General features: G+C 67.2%; 14 protein-coding genes. 6 read left to right on the forward strand and 8 right to left on the reverse strand.

Annotated features, from left to right (window positions below; all coding sequences use genetic code 11):
• Positions 1–62 precede the first annotated feature (62 nt).
• From MNAB215_RS11385 to MNAB215_RS11395, 3 genes are all read right to left on the reverse strand, one after another.
• On the reverse strand, positions 63–533 hold the full coding sequence (locus tag MNAB215_RS11385) for a hypothetical protein (RefSeq protein ID WP_245830261.1): 471 nt from the start codon (positions 531–533) through the stop codon (positions 63–65).
• A 183-nt stretch (positions 534–716) separates the two neighbouring features.
• Positions 717–3,809, reverse strand: a complete 3,093-nt coding sequence (locus tag MNAB215_RS11390; RefSeq protein WP_077078957.1) for a serine/threonine-protein kinase — start codon at positions 3,807–3,809, stop codon at positions 717–719.
• Between the two features lie 110 nt (positions 3,810–3,919).
• Positions 3,920–7,042, reverse strand: coding sequence for a Kelch repeat-containing protein (locus tag MNAB215_RS11395; RefSeq protein ID WP_245830263.1), 3,123 nt, complete (start codon positions 7,040–7,042; stop codon positions 3,920–3,922).
• 165 nt (positions 7,043–7,207) lie between these two features.
• Here MNAB215_RS11395 and MNAB215_RS11400 point away from each other — a divergent pair, with 165 nt between their 5' ends.
• Positions 7,208–8,038 carry an arylamine N-acetyltransferase family protein gene (locus MNAB215_RS11400; protein ID WP_077078958.1) on the forward strand — a complete coding sequence of 277 codons (831 nt, stop codon included), beginning with the start codon at positions 7,208–7,210 and terminating at the stop codon, positions 8,036–8,038.
• 254 nt (positions 8,039–8,292) lie between these two features.
• Positions 8,293–10,125: a fatty acyl-AMP ligase gene (locus MNAB215_RS11405; RefSeq protein WP_077081934.1), complete on the forward strand. Its 1,833-nt coding sequence runs from the start codon at positions 8,293–8,295 to the stop codon at positions 10,123–10,125.
• Here MNAB215_RS11405 and MNAB215_RS11410 read toward each other — a convergent pair.
• Genes MNAB215_RS11410 through fadD3 form a run of 5 tightly spaced genes read right to left on the reverse strand, consistent with a single transcriptional unit; the run spans position 10,115 to position 15,884 of the window.
• Positions 10,115–11,236, reverse strand: coding sequence for a pyridoxal phosphate-dependent aminotransferase (locus tag MNAB215_RS11410; RefSeq protein WP_077081935.1), 1,122 nt, complete (start codon positions 11,234–11,236; stop codon positions 10,115–10,117). The genes MNAB215_RS11405 and MNAB215_RS11410 overlap by 11 nt on opposite strands.
• 44 nt (positions 11,237–11,280) lie before the next feature.
• The gene (gene ipdE2 / locus MNAB215_RS11415) at positions 11,281–12,231 is read right to left on the reverse strand and encodes an acyl-CoA dehydrogenase IpdE2 (protein ID WP_077078959.1); all 951 of its coding nucleotides are present in this window, start codon (positions 12,229–12,231) and stop codon (positions 11,281–11,283) included.
• Positions 12,228–13,181 carry an acyl-CoA dehydrogenase family protein gene (locus MNAB215_RS11420; RefSeq protein WP_077078960.1) on the reverse strand — a complete coding sequence of 318 codons (954 nt, stop codon included), beginning with the start codon at positions 13,179–13,181 and terminating at the stop codon, positions 12,228–12,230. The genes ipdE2 and MNAB215_RS11420 overlap by 4 nt, the downstream gene beginning before the upstream one ends.
• Positions 13,178–14,323, reverse strand: a complete 1,146-nt coding sequence (locus tag MNAB215_RS11425; protein WP_077078961.1) for an acyl-CoA dehydrogenase family protein — start codon at positions 14,321–14,323, stop codon at positions 13,178–13,180. Before MNAB215_RS11425 ends, MNAB215_RS11420 begins: the two co-directional genes overlap by 4 nt.
• A 1-nt stretch (position 14,324) precedes the next feature.
• The gene (fadD3, locus tag MNAB215_RS11430) at positions 14,325–15,884 is read right to left on the reverse strand and encodes a 3-((3aS,4S,7aS)-7a-methyl-1,5-dioxo-octahydro-1H-inden-4-yl)propanoate--CoA ligase FadD3 (protein ID WP_077078962.1); all 1,560 of its coding nucleotides are present in this window, start codon (positions 15,882–15,884) and stop codon (positions 14,325–14,327) included.
• Positions 15,885–15,945: 61 nt separating this feature from the next.
• On the opposite strand from fadD3, the gene ipdE1 reads away from it, so the two are divergent.
• From ipdE1 to fadA6, 4 genes are read left to right on the forward strand one after another with little or no spacing between them, the layout of a single operon-like run.
• The gene (gene ipdE1 / locus MNAB215_RS11435; protein WP_077078963.1) at positions 15,946–17,094 is read left to right on the forward strand and encodes an acyl-CoA dehydrogenase IpdE1; all 1,149 of its coding nucleotides are present in this window, start codon (positions 15,946–15,948) and stop codon (positions 17,092–17,094) included.
• Positions 17,091–17,879, forward strand: coding sequence for a (5R,7aS)-5-hydroxy-7a-methyl-1-oxo-2,3,5,6,7,7a-hexahydro-1H-indene-carboxyl-CoA reductase (gene ipdF / locus MNAB215_RS11440; RefSeq protein ID WP_077078964.1), 789 nt, complete (start codon positions 17,091–17,093; stop codon positions 17,877–17,879). Before ipdE1 ends, ipdF begins: the two co-directional genes overlap by 4 nt.
• A 42-nt stretch (positions 17,880–17,921) precedes the next feature.
• Positions 17,922–18,524, forward strand: coding sequence for a TetR family transcriptional regulator KstR2 (kstR2, locus tag MNAB215_RS11445; RefSeq protein ID WP_077078965.1), 603 nt, complete (start codon positions 17,922–17,924; stop codon positions 18,522–18,524).
• A 55-nt stretch (positions 18,525–18,579) separates the two neighbouring features.
• Positions 18,580–19,740, forward strand: coding sequence for a steroid 3-ketoacyl-CoA thiolase FadA6 (gene fadA6, locus MNAB215_RS11450; RefSeq protein WP_077078966.1), 1,161 nt, complete (start codon positions 18,580–18,582; stop codon positions 19,738–19,740).
• Positions 19,741–19,774 lie beyond the last annotated feature (34 nt).

The raw sequence follows: 19,774 nt of genomic DNA on the forward strand, positions 1-19,774 counted from the left end.
CGCCACTGCGGAACATCAAGGGGGAACATTCCGCAGTGGCGCCACGAAGCGCTGGCCCGGCTTCAGCTGGGTGCGCCGCGATAGGTCTGCCGCCGCACGGCTTCCGCGTCGGTCGCCGCTTCGGCGGACTCGGCCGACCATGCCTCGCTTCGGTCGGACGCCGGCTCGGCCTCGTCGCGATCCTGCTTGCCGGTCTTCGGGTCGATGCGGTCGGCGTGGTCCCATCGCTCCTGGAGTTGCTCGCGCGATGCCGCGGCCTCGCTCTGATGCTGGGCCGCGTGCTCGGAGAGCCTGGCGGCCTCGGCCGCCTTGACCTCGGCCTCGGCTTGCGCGGCACGCGCCTTGGCGGCGGTCTCCTCGGCTAGCGCTTCGCGGCGCTCGAGCTTGGCCGACTCCAGTTTGGCCTGTTCACGAATCTCTTCGGCCTGCCGGTGGCGGCGGCGATTCCTGGCGGTGTTGGCCGCCACGACCAGGGCGGCGATCACTAGAACTGCTACGGCTATGGCGATCATGATCCACGTGGTGCTGGACATCAGGAGCTCCCGTTATCTGTGTGGTGGCGCCAGTTGCGTCCCGTCCCCACTCGATTCCCCATATTCGACACAACTAAAACAAGAAACGACCGCGCGTCGGCCCGCACCGGTTCCCGCTGGCCTTTTACAGCTCCTTGCCGATCGCTTCCTGATCCGTCGTGGGCAGCTCAGAGAACTCGGCCATCACATGAAGTCCAGCGCTTCGATGGTCGCGATCGGGCCCTCGTGTGTCGGGCGGTTTGCGCCGCCGATGACGTAGATGGTGTTGCCGACCGTGGCCACTACCTCCGCGTGACGCGCGGTTGGCATCGGGGGCAGCGTGCTCCATCTGCCGTCGGCGATGTCGTACATCTCGACCACGTTCAGCACCACCGTCGGCTCTTCGCCGCCGACCGCCACGATTCGCCCGTCGATGTAGGTGGCGCCGTAGCTGCCGCGAGGGGTCGGCATGCCCACCAGCTTGGTCCATGTCCCGGAAGCCGGGTCGAATCGGTCCAGCGCCGCCGAGTTCTTGTCCGAGGACAGGAACCTGCCGCCGATCGCGTAGACGTACGTTCCATCCGAGACCGCCGCCAAATGTTCGCGTGGGGTGGGCATGTCGGCGGCATCCTTCCACGAGCTGCCGTCGAAGACTTCGGTCTGCGGGACCAGCTGCTTGGCGTTCTGTCCGCCGACGGCGACGAGTTTGTCACCGACCACCGCGGCCGCCGGAGCCGCGCGGGCGTGGGTCAGGGGGGGCAATTCGACCCAGTTACCGCCACGCAACGCGAAGACCTTGTTGGAGCCGTCCGCGATGTTGTCGCTGGCGCCGCCGAGCACGACCACCTCGCCGCGATATGTCGCCGCCGCCGCATGGTGCAGCGGAATCGGCAAGGGCGGCCCGGTCTCCCAGGCTCCGGTGTGCGGGTCGTAGCTCTCCACCGTCTGCAGGGCAACGCCGTTGCGCAGGCCACCCATGATCCAGATCTTGTCGTTGAGCACGGCCCACGCCATCATCAATCGCGCGGTCGGCGCATCCGGCAGCGAGCGCCACTGCGCGGCCGGCTGGATCTTGCGGGCCGGAAGCTTGAGCGCTTCCGCCGACGAGACCACCTGACGATCCCCGACGGCGGTCGACCCGCCGATCGCATAGACGGACTTCTCCACCGCGGCGACGGCCATACCGTGCCGCGGGGTTGCCATGTCCGGCAACGTGCTCCACGTCTTGGCCATCAGGTCGAACACCGACACGCTCTTGAGGACCTCGCCTCCCGATACGCCGCCGACGGCGACAAGCCGTCCGTCGGCGATGGCCACGCCGAGGTCACTGCGCGCCTGCGGCAGTGCGGGCAGCGTCGTCCAGGTCTTTGCGGCCGGGTCGTACGCCTCGACGTTGACCTGATCGGAATCGCCGGTGGTTCCGCCCACCGTGTACACCAGCTTGCCGTCCGACGCCGCGGCCAGCAGCTGCCGCGGGGTCGGTATCGGCGCGCCGAGGCTCCACGACGTGCCGTCGAAGACCTCGGTGGTGTTCAGCAGCGCGCCGTTGGCGTCGACGCCACCCGCGACGACGAGGCGGTCGCCCACCACCGCGGCTGCAGCCGCCGCCCGCGGCTGCAGCAGGTGCGGCAGCTCCACCCAGCGACCGTTGACTACCCGCCAAACCTGATCCGTGGCAACGTTTTTGCCGCCCACTGTTTTCCAGCCACCCAGCACAACCGGGTTTTCCTGCCAGCTGACCGCCGCCGCGTGCTGCACGGCGACCGGAAGATCGTCGCCGCCCTTCCAGCTGTCAATGACGGGGTCGTAACCCTCCTGCATCGCGCTGACAGCGCCGTCGCTGCGAATCCCTCCGTAGATCCAGATGGTGCCGTCGACCTGGGTGGCCGCCACCGCGTCGCGCGCCACCCGCGCATTGGTGATCGGCTTCCACGCCGCCGCCGGCGCCGGGGGCGTCGTCTGGCCGGCAGCGCTCTTCTGAGTGTTGTTGTCGCGCAGCCCGAAATAGAGTCCGCCGACCACCAACAGCACGACCACGATGGCGGCACCGGCGACCAGCGCGATGCGATTGCGCTTTTCGCCCGGCGCCCCGAACCACCCTCGGGCGCCGCGTGTCGGACCGCTCGGCGGGCTGATTCCCGCGCCGCCGCCGGCCGGTTCGGGCCGTGCCGCGGTCGCGGCGTGCGGCTCGGTTTGCAGGCCGCGCAGAACGCTTGCCGCCGCGACGAATTCGTTCTGACCGCCCGGTTCCGGCGGCGGAACGGCTGTCGTTCCCGTCGTGGCATCGTGCAGGGGCTTGTCCAGGCGGTGCGTGGATGCGAGATCGTCGCCGGGGGAGACGGCCGGCGGCGCCGCGACATTCGGGTAGAGGATCCCCGTCGAGCCGGACTCGTGGCCCGTTTCGGTGATCGCCATCGAATCGGGCCGCAGTCCATTGCTGCGCTGTACCGACTGCAATTCGCGGCCGAACTCCGCCGCCGAGGCGGGCCGCTGGGCGGGTTCGATCGACATGGCATGCTCGATCGCCGCGCACACCGCGTCCGGGATCCCCTCTGGACGCATATCGGGAACTCGCGTCGTACTGATGCGCAGATACTGCGCGACAAGGTCCTCGTCGTTCTTGCGTTCGTGCGCGGCACTGCCCGCGATCAACGCATAAATCGTCGCGCCCAGGGAGTAGAGGTCGGATGCCACCGTCGCGGGGCTTCCGGTCATGACCTCGGGCGCGGTGTAATCGATTGTGCCGGAAAAGAATCCGGTCGCCGTCTCATAGCCTCCCTCGATGTGGGCAATCCCGAAGTCACTCAGTTGCGGCTCGCCGTAGTCGTTGATGAGCACGTTCGCCGGCTTGATATCGCGGTGCAAGGTGCCGCTTTTGTGAGCGGTTTCCAAAGCCCCGCAAAGCTTCACGCCGATCCGCAGCGCTTCGGGCCACGGGACCGGCCCTTCCCGGCGCAGGCGGACCGCCAACGAGTCCGCGGCCATGTACGGCATCACGATGTAGGGCCGGCCGCTCTCGGTGACGCCGACGCGCAGGATGTTGACGATGTTCGGGTGTCCCGAGAGCCCGCCCATCGCGTAGCCCTCACGCAGGAAGCGCTCCCGGCTCTCGTCGTCGATGTGCGACGGCAGCACCTTGACTGCGACGTTGCGTCCCAGCGCTATCTCGTAGCAGCGGTAGACCACCCCGGCGCCGCCCCGGGCGACCTGCCGGGCTTCGTCGAATCCAGCCGAGGCTAACTCCGCAGCGATGCCGCTGGACGGCGGCGGAGCATCGGCTCTGGGTCCATCAGCCATGTGTGAGCGCTCAACTCCCCTTGCGGTAACCGGATTCGGGAGCTCAAGAGTATCGCTGTTGGCTTCGCGGGGACCCGATTTTGCTGGTCACGTTTTCGGTCGACGCCGCGCTAGCTGAAGTTGAGGGCCTCGACGGTGGCGACAGGCCCCTCATGTGTCGGGCGGTTGGCGCCGCCGATGCAATAGACGGTGTTACCGACCGTAGCCACCACCTCGGCGTGACGCGGGGTCGGCATGGGCGGCAGCGTGCTCCACTTCCCGTCGGCGATGTCGTACATCTCAGCGACATTGAGCACCGTCGTCGGTTCTTCGCCGCCGAGCGCCACGATTCGCCCGTCGATGTAGGCGGCGCCGTAGCTGCCGCGCGGCGTCGGCATCGGCGTCAGCTTGGTCCAGCTCCCTGAGGCGGGATCAAACCGTTCCAGGGCAGCGGAATTCGTGTCGGCGGACAGCATCCGTCCACCAATGGCGTAGAGGTAGCTGCCATCCGAGACGGCGGCCAGGTGTTCGCGCGGCGTCGGCAACGCGGCCGCGTCCTTCCACGAACTGCCGTCGAAGACCTCGGTCTGCGGCACGAGCTGCTTGGCATTCTGCCCGCCCACCACCACCAGCTTGTCGCCGGCGACGGCGGCGGCCGGTGCCACCCGCGCGTGCGTCAGGGCAGGTAATTCCACCCAATTGCCGCCCCGCAGGGCGAAGACCTTGTTGGACGCATTCGCGACGCTGTCGCTCGAACCGCCGAGCACGACGACCTCGCCGTGATAGGTGGCCGCGGCCGCGTGGTGCAGCGGGACGGGCAGCGAAGGCCCGGTCTCCCAGGCCCCGGTGCGGGGGTCATAGCTCTCCACCGTCGTGAGGGCTGCCCCGTTCTGCAGCCCACCCATGATCCAGATCTTGTTGTTGAGCACCGCGGACGCCATCATCAACCGAGCGGTCGGGGCATCCGGGAGCGACCGCCACGGCGGCGTCGGCTGGGTCTTGCGCGCAGGCAGTTTGAGCACCTCGGCCGAGACGGTCATCTGGTCGTCACCGACCGCTGTCGACCCGCCGATCGCATACACCGACTGCTCTACCGCGGCGACCGCCATGCCGTGTCGCGGGGACACCATGTCCGGCAAACCGGACCAGGTATTGGCCATCAGATCGAACGTCGAAACGCTCTTCAGAACCTGCCCCGACGACACGCCGCCGAGGACCACCAGGCGTCCCTCCGCGATGGTTGCGCCGAGGTCACTACGAGCCTTCGGCAATGGCGGCAACGATGTCCACGCATTCGCGACGGGGTCATACGCCTCGACCGCGGTCAGGTCGGCGCCGTTCGTTCCGCCGACGGCATACACCAGCTTCCCGTCCGACGCCGCGGCCAGCATTTGCCGGGGAGTCGGTATCGGTGGGCCGAGGGTCCAGGAGTTGCCGTCGAACACCTCGGTGGGGTTCAGGAGGGCGCCTTTCGCATCGACGCCGCCCATCACCACGATTCGGCCTCCCGCCACGGCGGCGGCTGCGGCGGCCCTGGGCTGCAACAGGTGCGGCAACTGCACCCAGCTACCGTCGACTACCCGCCAAACTTGATCCGCGGCAACGCTTTTGCCAGCCTCACTCATCCAGCCGCCGAGCACCACGGGGTTGCCCTGCCAGTTGACCGCCATCGCGTGCGACACCGCGACCGGCAAATCGTCACTGCGTTTCCATTCGTCGACCGCCGGATCGTAGCCCTCGTGTCGTGGGGTGAGCGTGCCGTCGCTGCGAATTCCGCCGAACAGCCAGATGGTGCCGTCAACCTGCGTCGCAGCCGCCGCGTAGCGCTCCACGCGGGCGTCGGCGATCGGCTTCCACTGAGCCGGCGGCGCGGCACTCGGCTGACTTGCGATGCTCTTGGTGTCGCTGCCGCCCTTGTCGGACGGCAGCGTGAAGTAGACCGCGCCGGCGACCAGCAGGGCGACGAGGGCGGCCGCACCGGCGACCAACCCGATGCGGCTGCGCTTCTTACCCGGCTCGCCGAACCAACCGGCAGCCCGCGCCGTCAACGACGGTGGTTTTCCGCCAGGGGGTCCGTCGGGGCCCGGCGATGCCTCCTCCGACGGCGCAGCGGCCTGCGGTTCAACGTCTGGTTTGGCTTCGGCATCGTGGATGGCCCGCAGCACGCTGGCCGCTTCCGAAAACTCGCGCTGGATAGCCGATTCCGATTGCCCGGCCGTCCGCCCGGTGAGCCCTTGGCTGGGCGTGCGGACAAAGGTGTCCGGGGCCGTCGACCGCTCGCCGTGTTCGCTTGGCGCGGCGGCGGCCAACTGCGAGATTTCCGCGGCCGCCGCCCGCAGCGACTGTCGGCCGGAGTCGGTGATCGCCATCGCGTCGGGCTGCAATCCGCTGCTGCGCTGCGCCGCCTGGAACTCGCGGCCCAACTCGGCCGCTGTCATCGGCCGTTCCGCGGGATCGGTTGCCATCGCACGTTCGAACGCCGCGCAGACCGCGTCGGGGATGCCGGTGGGCCGCAAATCGGGGATCGGGGTGGTGTTGATGCGCAGATACTGCGCGACAAGATCCTCACTCGTATGACGCTCGTATGGGGCGCTTCCGGCGATCAGGGTGTAAATGGTGGCGCCGAGCGAGTACACGTCGGAGGCGACGGTCGCCGGATTGCCTGCCAACGACTCGGGCGGGGTGTAGTCGATGGTGCCGGAGAAGAACCCGCTCGATGTTTCGTACCCGCCCTCGATGTGGGCGATTCCGAAGTCGGCCAGCTGCGGTTCACCGTAATCGTTCACAAGTACGTTCGCGGGCTTGATGTCTCGGTGCAGAATGCCCGACTTGTGCGCGGTTTCCAGTGCGCCGCTTAGCTTCACACCAATCCGCATGGCCTCCGGCCAGGGGATCGGCCCCTCGCGGCGCAGCCGCACCGCCAGGGAATCCTCCGAGCAGTAAGGCATCACGATGAACGGCCGGCCACTCGCGGTGATGCCGACCCGGAGGATGTTGAGGATGTTCGGGTGTCCCGAGAGCCCGCCCATCGCGTAGCCCTCGCGCAGGAAACGTTCCCGGCTCTCGTCGTCGAAATGCGACGGCAGCACCTTGATTGCGACGTGCCGTCCCAATGCGGTCTCGTGACACCGGTAGACCACGCCCGCGCCGCCTTTGCCCACCTGACGAGCGTTGTCGAATCCGGCGGCGGCCAACTCCGCGGCGAGTCCGTTCAGCGCCGATGCCGGGCCATTGGTCTTGGGGGCTTCAGCCACGTGCGCTCAACCTCCCTGCGTGTGTGCGACTCGCGGCCCTAAGCGTAACTAAACAAGACCCACCGCGCGCTGCGGACGAAGATCCTGGGTTGACCGCGATTCAAGCCAAAGTCCTTCTGACGCCTAGGGTTTCCTGTTGGTTAACCTTCGGGCCAGAATGGGACCATGACACTGGACCTGGCGGCGTACTTCAACCGGATCAACTACCGCGGTGCTGTCGAGCCGACGTTCGACGTACTGCAGGACCTCATGACCGCTCACACCCGAACCATCCCGTTCGAAAACCTGGACCCGGTGATGGGAGTCCCGGTCGACGACCTTGGTCCAGAGGCATTGGCCGACAAGCTGGTTCATCGGCGCCGGGGTGGCTACTGCTACGAGCAGAACGGGCTGATGGGCCATGTGCTGACCGAAGTCGGCTTTCGGGTGCGGCGGTTGGCCGGACGCGTGGTCTGGATGTCGCCGCCCGGCGCGCCGCTGCCGGCGCAGACCCACACGGTGTTGGCGGTGACGTTCCCTGGCTCTCAGGGCTCGTATCTGGTCGACGTCGGCTTCGGGGGTCAGACGTTGACCTCGCCCATTCGCTTCGAAACCGGCACCGTCCAGCAGACCACCCACGAGCCGTACCGATTGGAGGACCGCGGCGAGGGGTTGGTGCTGCAGGCCCTGATTGCCGAGGAGTGGCGTCCGCTGTACGAATTTTCCACGCGAACCCAACCCGCAATCGACCTGAAAGTGGGTAGCTGGTTCGTCTCAACCCACCCGTCGTCGCACTTTGTCACCGGCCTGATGGTGGCACTGGTTACCGATGACGCGCGCTACAACCTTTCCGGTCGCGACCTGACCATCCACCGGACGGGCGGGTCGGAAAAAGTCCTCCTCGACGATGCGGCTGCCGTCCTCGAGACGCTGCGTGCACGATTCGGGATCAATATCGACGACCTCGGCGATCTCAGTGCGCTCGAATCGCGCATCGACGGCATTCTGCATAGTTGAAAACCCGGGTAAGTGAGCCTGGGAATTTCGGAAATCTTTACAAATGTGAGCAATTTGCTTTCCGGTGATGACCAGCAGTTTTAGCGAGCGAAATAGCCGTTTCGGCAAGGTGTATGCTGGCAACCGCTCGATCGGCAACCAATTGATGTCAAATGGGGCGACATTAGGTGACAGTGACCTGCGCCATACCGCAGCGGGTAGGTTACTGACGAGCACGTCTATTAACGTGTCCTACCGTGAGTCGGGATCACTGGTTGAACAATTTTGCGCCTACCTCGGGAGATGCGGATCCTGCCGCGTCGGCGGGCCGAGCCATCGTGGTGCCCGAGGGCTTGACGCTGACGTCGCACTTTGACAGCAACCGGGCGTCGCACGGCGACAGCCCGGCGTACCGCTTCCTGGACTACTCCCATGACCACGATGGCCGGGCCGTCGTGCTCAGCTGGAACGAACTGTGGACCCGCGTCTGTGCGATCGGCGCCCGTCTGCGTCAGGTCACCCAGCCGGGGGATCGGGTGGCAATCCTGGCGCCACAGGGCCTCGAGTATGTGGCGGCCTTCTTCGGTGGTGTCTACGCCGGCAATATCCCGGTTCCCCTGTTCGCCCCGACCTTGTCGGGCCATACCGAGCGCCTGGCGGCGGTGCTCTCCGACGCCCGCCCCGCAGCGGTGTTGACGACCACGGCGGCCGCCGAGTCGGTTCGCACCTGCATTCGGACGTTGGTTCCCAACGAGCGCCCGCGGCTGATCGCGGTGGATGCGCTCCCGGACACGCTCGGTTCGACGTTCACCGGCGCGGCCATCGACACCGACGACGTCGCCTACCTGCAGTACACCTCGGGTTCGACCCGCACGCCGGCCGGGGTGGAGATCACCCACCGGTCCGTCTACACCAACGCGATGCAGATGGTCGTGACCGGCGGGCTGGACGTGGACGTTCGCACCGTGAGTTGGTTGCCGCTCTATCACGACATGGGCCTGATGATGGTCATGTTCACAGCGTTTTTCGGGGCCCACGTCACGCTGATGGACCCGATGGCCTTCCTGCGCCGGCCGTATCGATGGATCAAGCAATTGGGCATCGAGGCGACGTACGGCCGTACCTTCGCGGCCGCGCCGAACTTCGCCTTCGACCTGACCGCCGACCGGGGTTTGCCGCCCGCGGGTGAAGCCCTCGACCTGAGCAATGTCGTCTGCCTGCTCAACGGGTCGGAGCCGGTGACGATGTCGGCCATCAAGAAATTCACCGCTGCTTTCGCGCCTTTCGGCCTGCCGGCGAATGCGGTCAAGCCGTCCTACGGGATGGCCGAAGCAACGTTGTCGGTCGCCAGCATCGCCCAGGATGCCACGGCGAGCTCGATCTTCCTCGACCGCGAGCAGCTCGGCGTCGGGCGCGCGGTGACCGTCGCCCCCGATGCCACGGGCGCGGTCGAGCTTGTGTCGTGCGGGCAGCCGATCCCGGACCAGTGGGTGGTGATCGTCGACCCGGATGGCGCCGAGGTGCCCGATGGCACCGTCGGCGAGATCTGGTTGCACGGCGTCAACATTGCCCGCGGCTACTTCGGCCGCGAGGAGGAAACGCGCCGGGTATTCGGCAACAAGCTGCAGTCCCGGCTCGACAAGGGCAGCCACGCCGAAGGCGCCCCGGACAACGGCTGCTGGTTGGCCACCGGTGACCTCGGCGTCCACCTCGACGGCGAGTTGTACCTGACCGGGCGGATCAAGGACCTGATCATTCTCGACGGCAGCAACCACTACCCGACGGACATCGAGACCACGGTCAGTGAAGCGTCGCCCGCCATCCGCACCGGCTACGTCGCCGCGTTCTCGGTGCCGGCCGACGCGGTCGACTCACCGAGCAGCACCGGGGAGCAGGTCGTCGTGATCGCCGAGCGCGCCGCGGGGGCCGGCCGCACCGACCCGGAGCAGGTCGCCGAGACTGTGCGGGCGGCGGTCTCGCGCGGTCACCACGTCCGGATTGCCGACCTGAGACTGGTTGCCGCGGGCGCCATTCCCCGCACCACCAGCGGCAAGCTCGCCCGCAGTGCCTGCCGGGCTGAATATCTCGCGGGCGAGTTCAACCGCTGACCGACAGCCACGGCCCCAACCGGCGCAGAGCTTCTTCGATGTCGCTCGTCGGTCCGGCGAACGACAGCCGCACGAAGCGGTTGCCCAGCACGGTGTCGAAGTCGACGCCCGGCGCGATAGCAACGCCTGTATCGGCCAACAGCTTTGAACAAAAAGCCATCGAGTCGTCGGTGAAGTCCGAGACGTCGGCGTAGACATAAAAGGCACCGTCAGTCGGTGCGAGCCGGTCGATGCCGATGCGGCGCAGCCCGTCGAGCAGCAGCGAGCGGTTGACCGTGTAGTGGTGCAGGTTGCCGTCGGCCTCGGCGGTTGCCTCCGGGGTAAACGCCGCCACCGCGGCGAGCTGCGACAGCACCGGCGGGCAGATGGTGAAGTTACCCGTCAGGCAGTCCACGGCGCGACGCAGCTCCGCCGGCACCAGCAACCAGCCCAGCCGCCAGCCGGTCATCGCGTAGTACTTGGAGAAGCTGTTGACCACCAACGAGTTTCGCGATGTCTGCCAGGCGCAGCTGGTCTGCGGCGATCCTTCGTAGACCAGGCCGTGGTACACCTCGTCGCTGATCAGCCGCACCCCGGATTCGTCGCACCACGACGCGATGGCCGCCAACTCGTCCGCCGATATCACCGTTCCGGTGGGGTTCGCCGGACTGGCGACGATCACGCCGCGCACCGGCGGGTCGAGCTCGGCGAGCATCTGTGCGGTCGGCTGGAACCGGGTCTGCGGCCCACAGGGTATCTCGACGACCTCACAACCCAACGCTGACAAGATGTTTCGGTAGCACGGATACCCTGGGCTGGCCAGTGCCACCCGATCACCCACGTCGAAGCACGCCAGAAAGGCGAGCAGAAACCCTCCGGAGGAGCCGGTGGTGATCACCACCGCGTCGGGCTCGACGTCGATGCCGTACTGGCGTCGGTAGTCCGCCGCGATGGCGGCACGCAGCTCGGGAATCCCCAGTGCCACGGTATAACCCAGCTGGTTGACATGCAGGGCTGCCGCGGCCGCGGCCCGCACCGGCTCGGGCGCCCCCACGCTGGGCTGTCCCGCCGACAGGTTGACCAGATCTCCGTGACTGCGCTGGCGATCGGCGGCCGCCAGCCACACGTCCATCACGTGGAAAGGCGGAATGCCGGCACGCAGTGCGACGGAGGTGTTCACGACGTTTCGAGCACCTCGGACTCCAGTTGGCCCAGCAGCTCCCGCGGTGAACCGAGCAGATGCGAACTGCCATGTGCGCGTTTGAAATACAAATGCATGTCATGTTCCCAGGTGATGGCAATGCCACCGTGTATCTGAATGCCTTCGCTCGCCACACTACACAGCGCTTCGGTGGCGAGCAGCCGTGCGGTTGCGGCGTTGGTCGGTGTGGGGTCGTCGCACGCGTCGGCCACCACCGCCCGGGCCGCGGACACCACGACGTACAGGTCGGCCATCCGATGCTTGAGCGCCTGGAAGCTGCCGATCGGACGGCCGAATTGCACACGACTCTTGGCATATTCGACGGTCAGGTCCAGGCAACGCTCGGCGGCGCCGATCTGCTCGGCCGCCAGCAGGATGGCCGCGCGATCAGCCAGGCCCGGGTCGGGGCCCAGCGTGACGGTGTCCTGGGGCTGGATTCGGGCCAGCCTGCGGGTGGGGTCCATCGTGGCGACCGGCTCGGCGCTGAACCGAGTCCACCTGCTCAGCTGACCATCGGCCGCCGCGACGACGACGTCGGCGATGTCTCCGTTGACGACATAGTCGGCATCGAGCACCAGCGCCCCGATCGAGCCACCCTCGGCGAGGGCCTCCAGCGTTGCGGTGTCCGGCTCGGGGGCGGCCAGCAGCGCCAGCTCGGCCAATGTGGTGCCCAGCAGTGGGGACGGCACCAGGGCGCGGCCCAGCTCCTGCAAAACCACTGCGGCGTCGCCCAATTCACCGCCGGCCCCGCCTAGGTCCTCGGGTATCACCAGCGCCGCGGCGCCGACCTGCTCGCACAGCAGCTGCCACAGCGACTCGTCGTAGCCCCGGTCCGACTCCATCCCCGCGCGCACTGCCGCCGGTCCGGCGTGCTTGGCGACCAGGGCGGCGACGGTCTCGCGCAGCAGCTCCCGCTCTTCGCTCACAATGCCTCCAAGACTCGCCGGCGATGGGCCTCCGGTGTGCCCCACGCCGATCGCAATGCCTGCACCCGCAGCAACCACAGCGACAGGTCGTGTTCCTGGGTGAACCCGATCGCGCCGTGGGTCTGCAGCGCCGAGCGGGCGGCCAGGAGCCCCGCGTCGGAGGCCGCTGCCTTGGCCGCGCTCACGTCGCGCGCTGCATCGCCCGCGTCGTCGGCCAACGCTAAAGCCGCCCCGTACACCAGCGGTCGAGCCAGCTCGATCGCGATGTGCACGTCGGCCAGCTTGTGTTTGATGGCCTGGTACGAGCCGATCAGCCGGCCGAACTGGCTGCGTTGCTTGGCGTAGTCGACGGTGTCGGTAAGCAGCGCCTCGGCCGCTCCCACTACATGCGCGGCGGTGGCCAATGCCCCGAATTCGTAGGCACGCTTGACATCTGCCTGCCAGGACTGCCCGGTGGCCGTCACGTCGTATAGGCGCCGGCTTGGGTCGACGGATCGCCGGCATTCGCCGGTCGAGGCTTCGCTGACACCGTTCTCGTCGGCGAGCAGCACCAGGCCGGCCGCCTCGGCGTCGACCGCACGCGGCGTGTCCGGAGGCAGGGCGACCGTGGCGATCAGCTCACCAGACGCCAGCTGCCCGCTGCGCTCATCATCGGCGAGCAAAATCGGTGCGACGGCGATGGATTCGGTGACGGGTCCGGGTACGCACCAGCGGCCGAGTCGTTCCAGGGCAACCACCAGGTCCACTGGATCGGCACCGAGGCCGTCGAATTTCTCCGGCACCACCAGCGCGGTGACGCCGAGGTTGGCCAACTGCTCCCACACCTTGCGGCCGGGCGCGACGTCGCCGTCGGCCCAGGCGCGGATCGCACCGGGCAGGTCGGCCGCGCCCAGCGCCGCGTCGATACTGGCGGCGAAGTCGCGCTGCTGTTCGTCGAGCGCAAATTTCACTTCTTGCTCCCGGACTTTTCACGCGGCAGCCCCAGCAGCCGCTCGGAGATGATGTTGCGCTGAATCTCGTTGGTGCCGGCGTAGATTGGACCGCCCAGCGCGAACAGCAAGCCCTCGGTCCACGGGCCGGCGATCTCGCCGTCGGCGGCGCGCAGGTCTAGCGCGGTCTGATGGATCGCCACATCGAGGTCGGACCAAAACACCTTCGTCACCGACGATTCCGCCCCGAGCTCACCGCCGGCGGCCAGCCTGGTCACCGTGCCGAACGTCTGCAGCCGGTAGGCCTGCGCCTTGATCCACGCATCGGCGACCCGGTCGGTGAATTCGACGGGGGAGCCGCTGTCCTTCCATAACTGGACCAGCCGCGCGGCGGCCGCCACGAAGCGGGCCGGGCTGCGCAGCGACATGCCACGCTCGTTGCTGGTCGTACTCATGGCCGCCCGCCAACCGTCGTTCGGGGCGCCGATGACGTCCTCGTCCGGCACGAAGACGTCATCGAGGAAGATCTCGCCGAAGCCGGTGTCGCCGCCCAACTGGACGATGGGCCGCACCGTGACGCCGCTGGCCAACAGGTCGAACATGAAGTAGGTCAGGCCGTTATGCCGTTCGGCCGTCGGGTCGGACCGGAACAGTCCGAAGCCCATCTCGGCGAACGGCGCCCGCGAGCTCCAGATCTTCTGCCCGTTCAGCAACCAGCCGCCATCGGTTCTGGTGGCCGTGGACCGCAGCGAGGCCAGGTCGCTGCCGGACTCGGGTTCCGACCAGGCCTGCGCCCAGATCTGCTCGCCGCTGGCCATTTTCGGCAGTATTCGGTCGAGCTGCTCCTCGGTGCCATGGGCAAACAGGGTGGGCGCCAGCATCGAGGTGCCGTTGGCGCTGGCCCGGCCAGGGGCCCCGGCGCGGAAATACTCCTCCTCGAACACCACCCAATGCAGCAGCGGCGCGTCGCGGCCGCCGTACTTCTTCGGCCAGTTGATCACCGACAGGCCCGCGTCGAACAGCACTTTGTCCCAATGCCTGTGCTGTGCAAAGCCGTCCGCGTTGTCATAGGACTTCGTCGGGATCGACTCGGTGTTGGTAGACAGGAATTCCCGCACCTCGGCTTGGAACGCCCGGGTATCTTCGTCCAGTTCCAGATCCAATTCAGGCCAACTCTCGCAGTTGTGGTTTGACCACCTTGCCGCCCGCATTGCGCGGCAACGCGTCGACGAACCGCACCGATCGTGGTGCCTTGAAGTTCGCCAAATGTTCACGGGTGTAAGCGATTACCGATTTCTCATCGAGATTCGCGCCAGGCCGGGTGACCAGGAACGCCCGGCCCACTTCGCCGAGGCGCTCGTCGGGCACCCCGATCACGGCGGCGTCGGCGACGCCGTCGAGCCGGGCGAGCACCTGCTCGATTTCGGCGGGGTAGACGTTGAATCCGCCGCAGATGTACATGTCCTTGAGCCGGTCGGTGATGCGCAGATTGCCGGCCTTGTCGAGGACGCCGATGTCGCCGGTGTGCAGCCAGCCATCGGAGTCGATGGCCGCGGCAGTGGCTTCCGGGTCGTCGAGGTAGCCCAGCATCACGTTCGGCCCGCGAAGGAGCACCTCGCCCGATTCGTCGGGCGACGTAGCGTCAATGCGCAATTCGAAATCCGCGAACGGACGCCCGCACGTGGTCGCGACCGTCACCGCGTCGTCCTCGGCGCGACACGAGGTGCCCATGCCGTTGGCCTCGGTCAGGCCGTAGGCCGTGAGCACGATGTCGATGTCGAGTTCGGACTGCATGCGTTCCACCAACACGACGGGCACCGTGGCCGCCCCGGTCACCGCGAACCGCAGCGAACTCAGGTCGTAGTCATTGCGGGCCGGATGATCAAGCAGGGTCTGGTAAATCGTGGGCGGCCCGGGCAACACGGTGATGCGGTGTTGCTCGATCGCCTGCAACGCCTGCGCCGGGTCGAACGTCAGATGCGGGATCAGCGTCGCGCCGGTTTGCAGGCAGGCCAAAATGCCTGCCTTGTAACCGAAGTTGTGGAAGAACGGATTGATGCAGAGGTAGCGGTCGTCGCTGGAGATCTTGCCGTTGGCGGCCCAGGATGCCGAGGCCGACAGCGACTGGCGGTGCGCGCAGAGCACGCCCTTGCTGCGGCCGGTGGTGCCGGAGGTGAACAGAATGTCGCTGACGTCGTCGGGCGTGACCGCCGCGGCGCGGGGGGCCACGGCGTCGATGTCGGAACCTCGCTCGATGAACTCGTCCCAGGTGCCGTCGGCGGCGTCGATCGGTATCCGCACGATGTGCCGCAGCGCGGGCAGCGCCGAGCGGTCGAGGTCGGCGACACGGTCGTTGCCGAGGAATTGGCCCATGCCGAACAACACCGGCGCTTCGGTGCGGGCCAGGATGTCGCTGGCCTCCGATGCGGTGTAGCGGGTGTTCAGCGGCACCATCGCGGCGCCCGCGTGGGTGATCGCGAGGCAGGCCACGACCCAGTGCCAGGTGTTCGGCGACCACACGGCCACCCGGTCTCCGGCCTTGACGCCGAGAGCGATGAGCGCGGCCGCCGCGTGGTGCACTTCCTCGCGCAGCTCGGCCGCAGTGAACGAGCGGTCGTCGGTGATCAGGGCGTCATGATCGGGCAGTTGGTCCGCGAAACGATCCAGCGCCGCGGGCACGGTGCGCGGATAGTCACCCGCAAGCGGGCGGTGCCCCCAGGTCATCGGCGACGCTCCTCGAGATGCTCCTAACAAAGCAAGTGCTTGGTAGGTTAGCCTACAGGGCATGCAGGACGTCGAGGAGTTCCGGGCGGAGGTCCGCACTTGGCTCGCCGACAATCTGGTCGGTGAATTCGCAGCTCTGAAGGGCCTCGGCGGTCCCGGCAGTGAGCATGAGGCATTCGAAGAGCGCCGGGCATGGAACCAGCATCTCGCAGCGGCCGGACTCACCTGCCTCGGCTGGCCGGTCGAGCACGGCGGCCGCGGGCTTTCCACCGCGCACCGGGTTGCCTTCTACGAGGAGTACGCCCGCGCCGACGCACCCGACAAGGTCAACCACCTCGGCGAGGAGCTGCTCGGCCCGACGCTGATCGCCTTCGGGACACCCGAACAGCAGCAGCGCTTCCTGCCCCGCATCCTCGACGTCACCGAGCTGTGGTGCCAGGGATACTCCGAGCCCGGCGCAGGCAGCGACCTGGCCAATGTCTCGACCACCGCCGAACTCGACGGCGACCAGTGGGTGATCAACGGCCAGAAGGTGTGGACGTCGCTGGCGCACCTGTCGCAGTGGTGCTTCGTGGTCGCGCGCACCGAGAAGGGCTCCAAGCGGCACGCCGGCTTGTCCTACCTGCTGGTTCCGCTCGATCAGCCCGGCGTCGAGGTTCGGCCGATCGTCCAGATCACCGGCACCTCGGAGTTCAACGAGGTCTTCTTCGACGACGCCCGCACCGACGCGTCGCTAGTCGTCGGACAGCCGGGCGACGGCTGGCGGGTCGCGATGGGAACGCTGACCTTCGAGCGGGGCGTATCGACGCTGGGGCAGCAAATCGTCTATGCCCGTGAGCTTTCCAATCTTGCCGAGCTGGCCCACCGCAACGGCGCCGCCGACGACCCGTTCATCCGCGAGCGGCTCACCCGGGCCTGGACCGGACTGCGTGCCATGCGCAGCTATGCCCTGGCCACCATGGACGTCGAGCAGCCGGGCCAGGACAACGTGTCGAAGTTGTTGTGGGCCAATTGGCATCGGGATCTGGGCGAGCTCGCGATGGACGTGATCGGTAAGCCGGGAATGACCTTGGCGGACGGCGACTTCGACGAATGGCAGCGACTCTTTCTGTTCACGCGCTCCGACACCATCTACGGCGGGTCCAACGAGATCCAGCGCAACATCATCGCCGAGCGGGTGCTCGGCCTACCCCGGGAGGCTAAGGGATGACGCTCTCCGAAGCGCCGAAAGAGATTGCCGGACACGGACTTCTGCAAGGCAAGGTAGTCGTGGTTACCGCTGCCGCGGGCACCGGCATCGGCTCGGCGACCGCGCGACGGGCCCTGGTCGAAGGCGCCGACGTGGTGATCTCCGACCACCACGAACGACGGCTGGGGGAGACCGCCGACGTGCTGTCGGCGCTGGGTCAGGGACGGGTCGAGAGCGTGGTCTGCGACGTGACGTCCACGGCTCAGGTGGACGCGCTGATCTCCTCGACCACCGCCCGGCTTGGCCGCATCGATGTGTTGGTCAACAACGCGGGATTGGGCGGCCAGACGCCGGTGGTCGACATGCTCGACGACGAATGGGACCGCGTCCTGAACGTCACCCTGACGTCGGTGCTGCGGGCCACCCGGGCGGCGCTGCGCTACTTCCGCGATGCGCAGCACGGCGGGGTCATCGTCAACAACGCCAGCGTGCTGGGCTGGCGGGCACAGCATTCGCAGTCCCACTATGCGGCCGCCAAAGCCGGGGTGATGGCGTTAACCCGTTGCAGCGCAATCGAAGCCGCCGAATACGGGGTGCGGATCAACGCCGTGTCGCCGAGTATTGCCCGGCACAAGTTCCTGGAGAAGACATCGTCGACCGAACTGCTGGACCGGCTTTCGGAAGGCGAGGCGTTCGGCCGGGCCGCCGAACCGTGGGAAGTCGCGGCCACTATCGCGTTCTTGGCCAGTGACTACTCGAGCTATCTCACCGGTGAGGTCATCTCGGTCTCTAGCCAGCACCCGTGATTCCAACTGGCCAAGCAAGCGCTTGGTTGATACTCTGATCGGGTGGACCGCGCGACCGGTCAGGCCAATAGCCGACGAGACGAGTTGTTAGAGCTCGCCGCGTCGATGTTCGCCGAGCGCGGGCTGCGCGCCACCACGGTCCGCGACATCGCCGACGGCGCCGGGATCCTGTCGGGCAGCCTGTATCACCATTTCGCCTCCAAAGAGGAGATGGTCGACGACCTGCTGCGCGGTTTCCTCGACTGGCTGTTCACTCGCTACCGCGAGATCGCGGACAGCGAGGCCAACCCGCTGGAGCGGCTCAAGGGGCTGTTCATGGTGTCGTTCGAGGCGATCGAGCACCGGCATGCGCAGGTCGTCATCTATCAGGACGAAGCGCAACGGCTGCTGGCGCAGCCCCGGTTCGCCTACATCGAGGACATGAATCGGCAACAACGCAAAATGTGGGTCGAGTTGCTGAATCAGGGCGTCGACCAGGGCTACTTCCGGCCCGACCTCGACGTCGACCTCGTCTACCGTTTCATCCGTGACACCACCTGGGTGTCGGTGCGCTGGTATCAACCCGGCGGACCGCTCACCGCGGAGCAGGTGGGCCGTCAATACCTTGCCATCGTGCTGGGTGGGATTGCCAAAGAAGGAGTCTGAAAATGCCCCGTGTCGGCGACGATGCAGAGCGAATCGATGAGGAGGAGCGACACTAATGGCAGAGGCGTACGTCATCGACGCTGTGCGTACCGCGGTCGGCAAGCGCAATGGCGCATTGGCCGGGATCCATCCCGTCGACCTGGGTGCACTGGGTTGGCGCGGACTGCTCGATCGGGTCGACGTCGACCCCGCTGCGGTCGAGGATGTGATCGCCGGTTGTGTGGATGCCATTGGCGGGCAGGCGGGTAACATCGCCCGGCTCTCCTGGCTGGCCGCCGGCTATCCCGAAGAGGTTCCCGGTGTCACGGTGGACCGGCAGTGCGGTTCCAGCCAGCAGGCAATTTCCTTTGGCGCGCAGGCGATCATGGCGGGCACCGCCGACCTCATCGTGGCCGGTGGTGTGCAGAACATGAGCCAGATCCCGATCTCCTCGGCGATGACCGTCGGTGAGCAGTTCGGATTCACCTCGCCCACGAACGAGTCCAAGCAGTGGCTGCACCGGTACGGCGATCAGGAGATTTCTCAGTTCCGCGGGTCGGAGCTGATCGCCGAGAAGTGGAACCTGTCGCGCCAAGAAATGGAGCAGTACGCGCTGACCAGCCACGAGCGTGCGTTCGCCGCGATTCGCAGCGGTCACTTCGACAACGAAATCATCACTGTGGAAACCGAATCCGGGCCGTTCCGGGTCGATGAGGGTCCGCGCGAGTCGTCGCCGGAGAAGTTGGCCGGGTTGAAGACGCTGGTCGAAGGGGGCCGGCTGACTGCGGCGATGGCCAGTCAGATCTCCGACGGTGCCAGCGCCGTGCTGCTGGCTTCCGAGCAGGCGGTCAAGGACCACAAGCTGACACCGCGGGCCCGCATTCACCACATCAGCGCTCGCGCGGCCGACCCGGTGTTCATGCTGACCGGGCCCATTCCGGCCACCCGCTACGCGCTGGAGAAGACCGGGCTGTCCATCGCGGACATCGACACCGTCGAGATCAACGAGGCGTTCGCACCCGTTGTGATGGCGTGGCTCAAGGAAATCAAGGCCGACCCCGAAAAGGTGAACCCCAACGGCGGGGCGATCGCGCTCGGTCACCCGCTGGGTGCCACTGGCGCAAAGCTTTTCACCACCATGCTCAACGAGCTCGAACGCATCGGCGGCCGCTACGGTCTGCAGACGATGTGCGAGGGTGGCGGCACCGCCAACGTGACCATCATCGAGCGCCTCTAGCGGCCGAGGCCCGTTTGATCCGCCGCGTTCACGG

Source organism: Mycobacterium numidiamassiliense (assembly GCF_900157365.1).
Lineage (GTDB): Bacteria > Actinomycetota > Actinomycetes > Mycobacteriales > Mycobacteriaceae > Mycobacterium > Mycobacterium numidiamassiliense.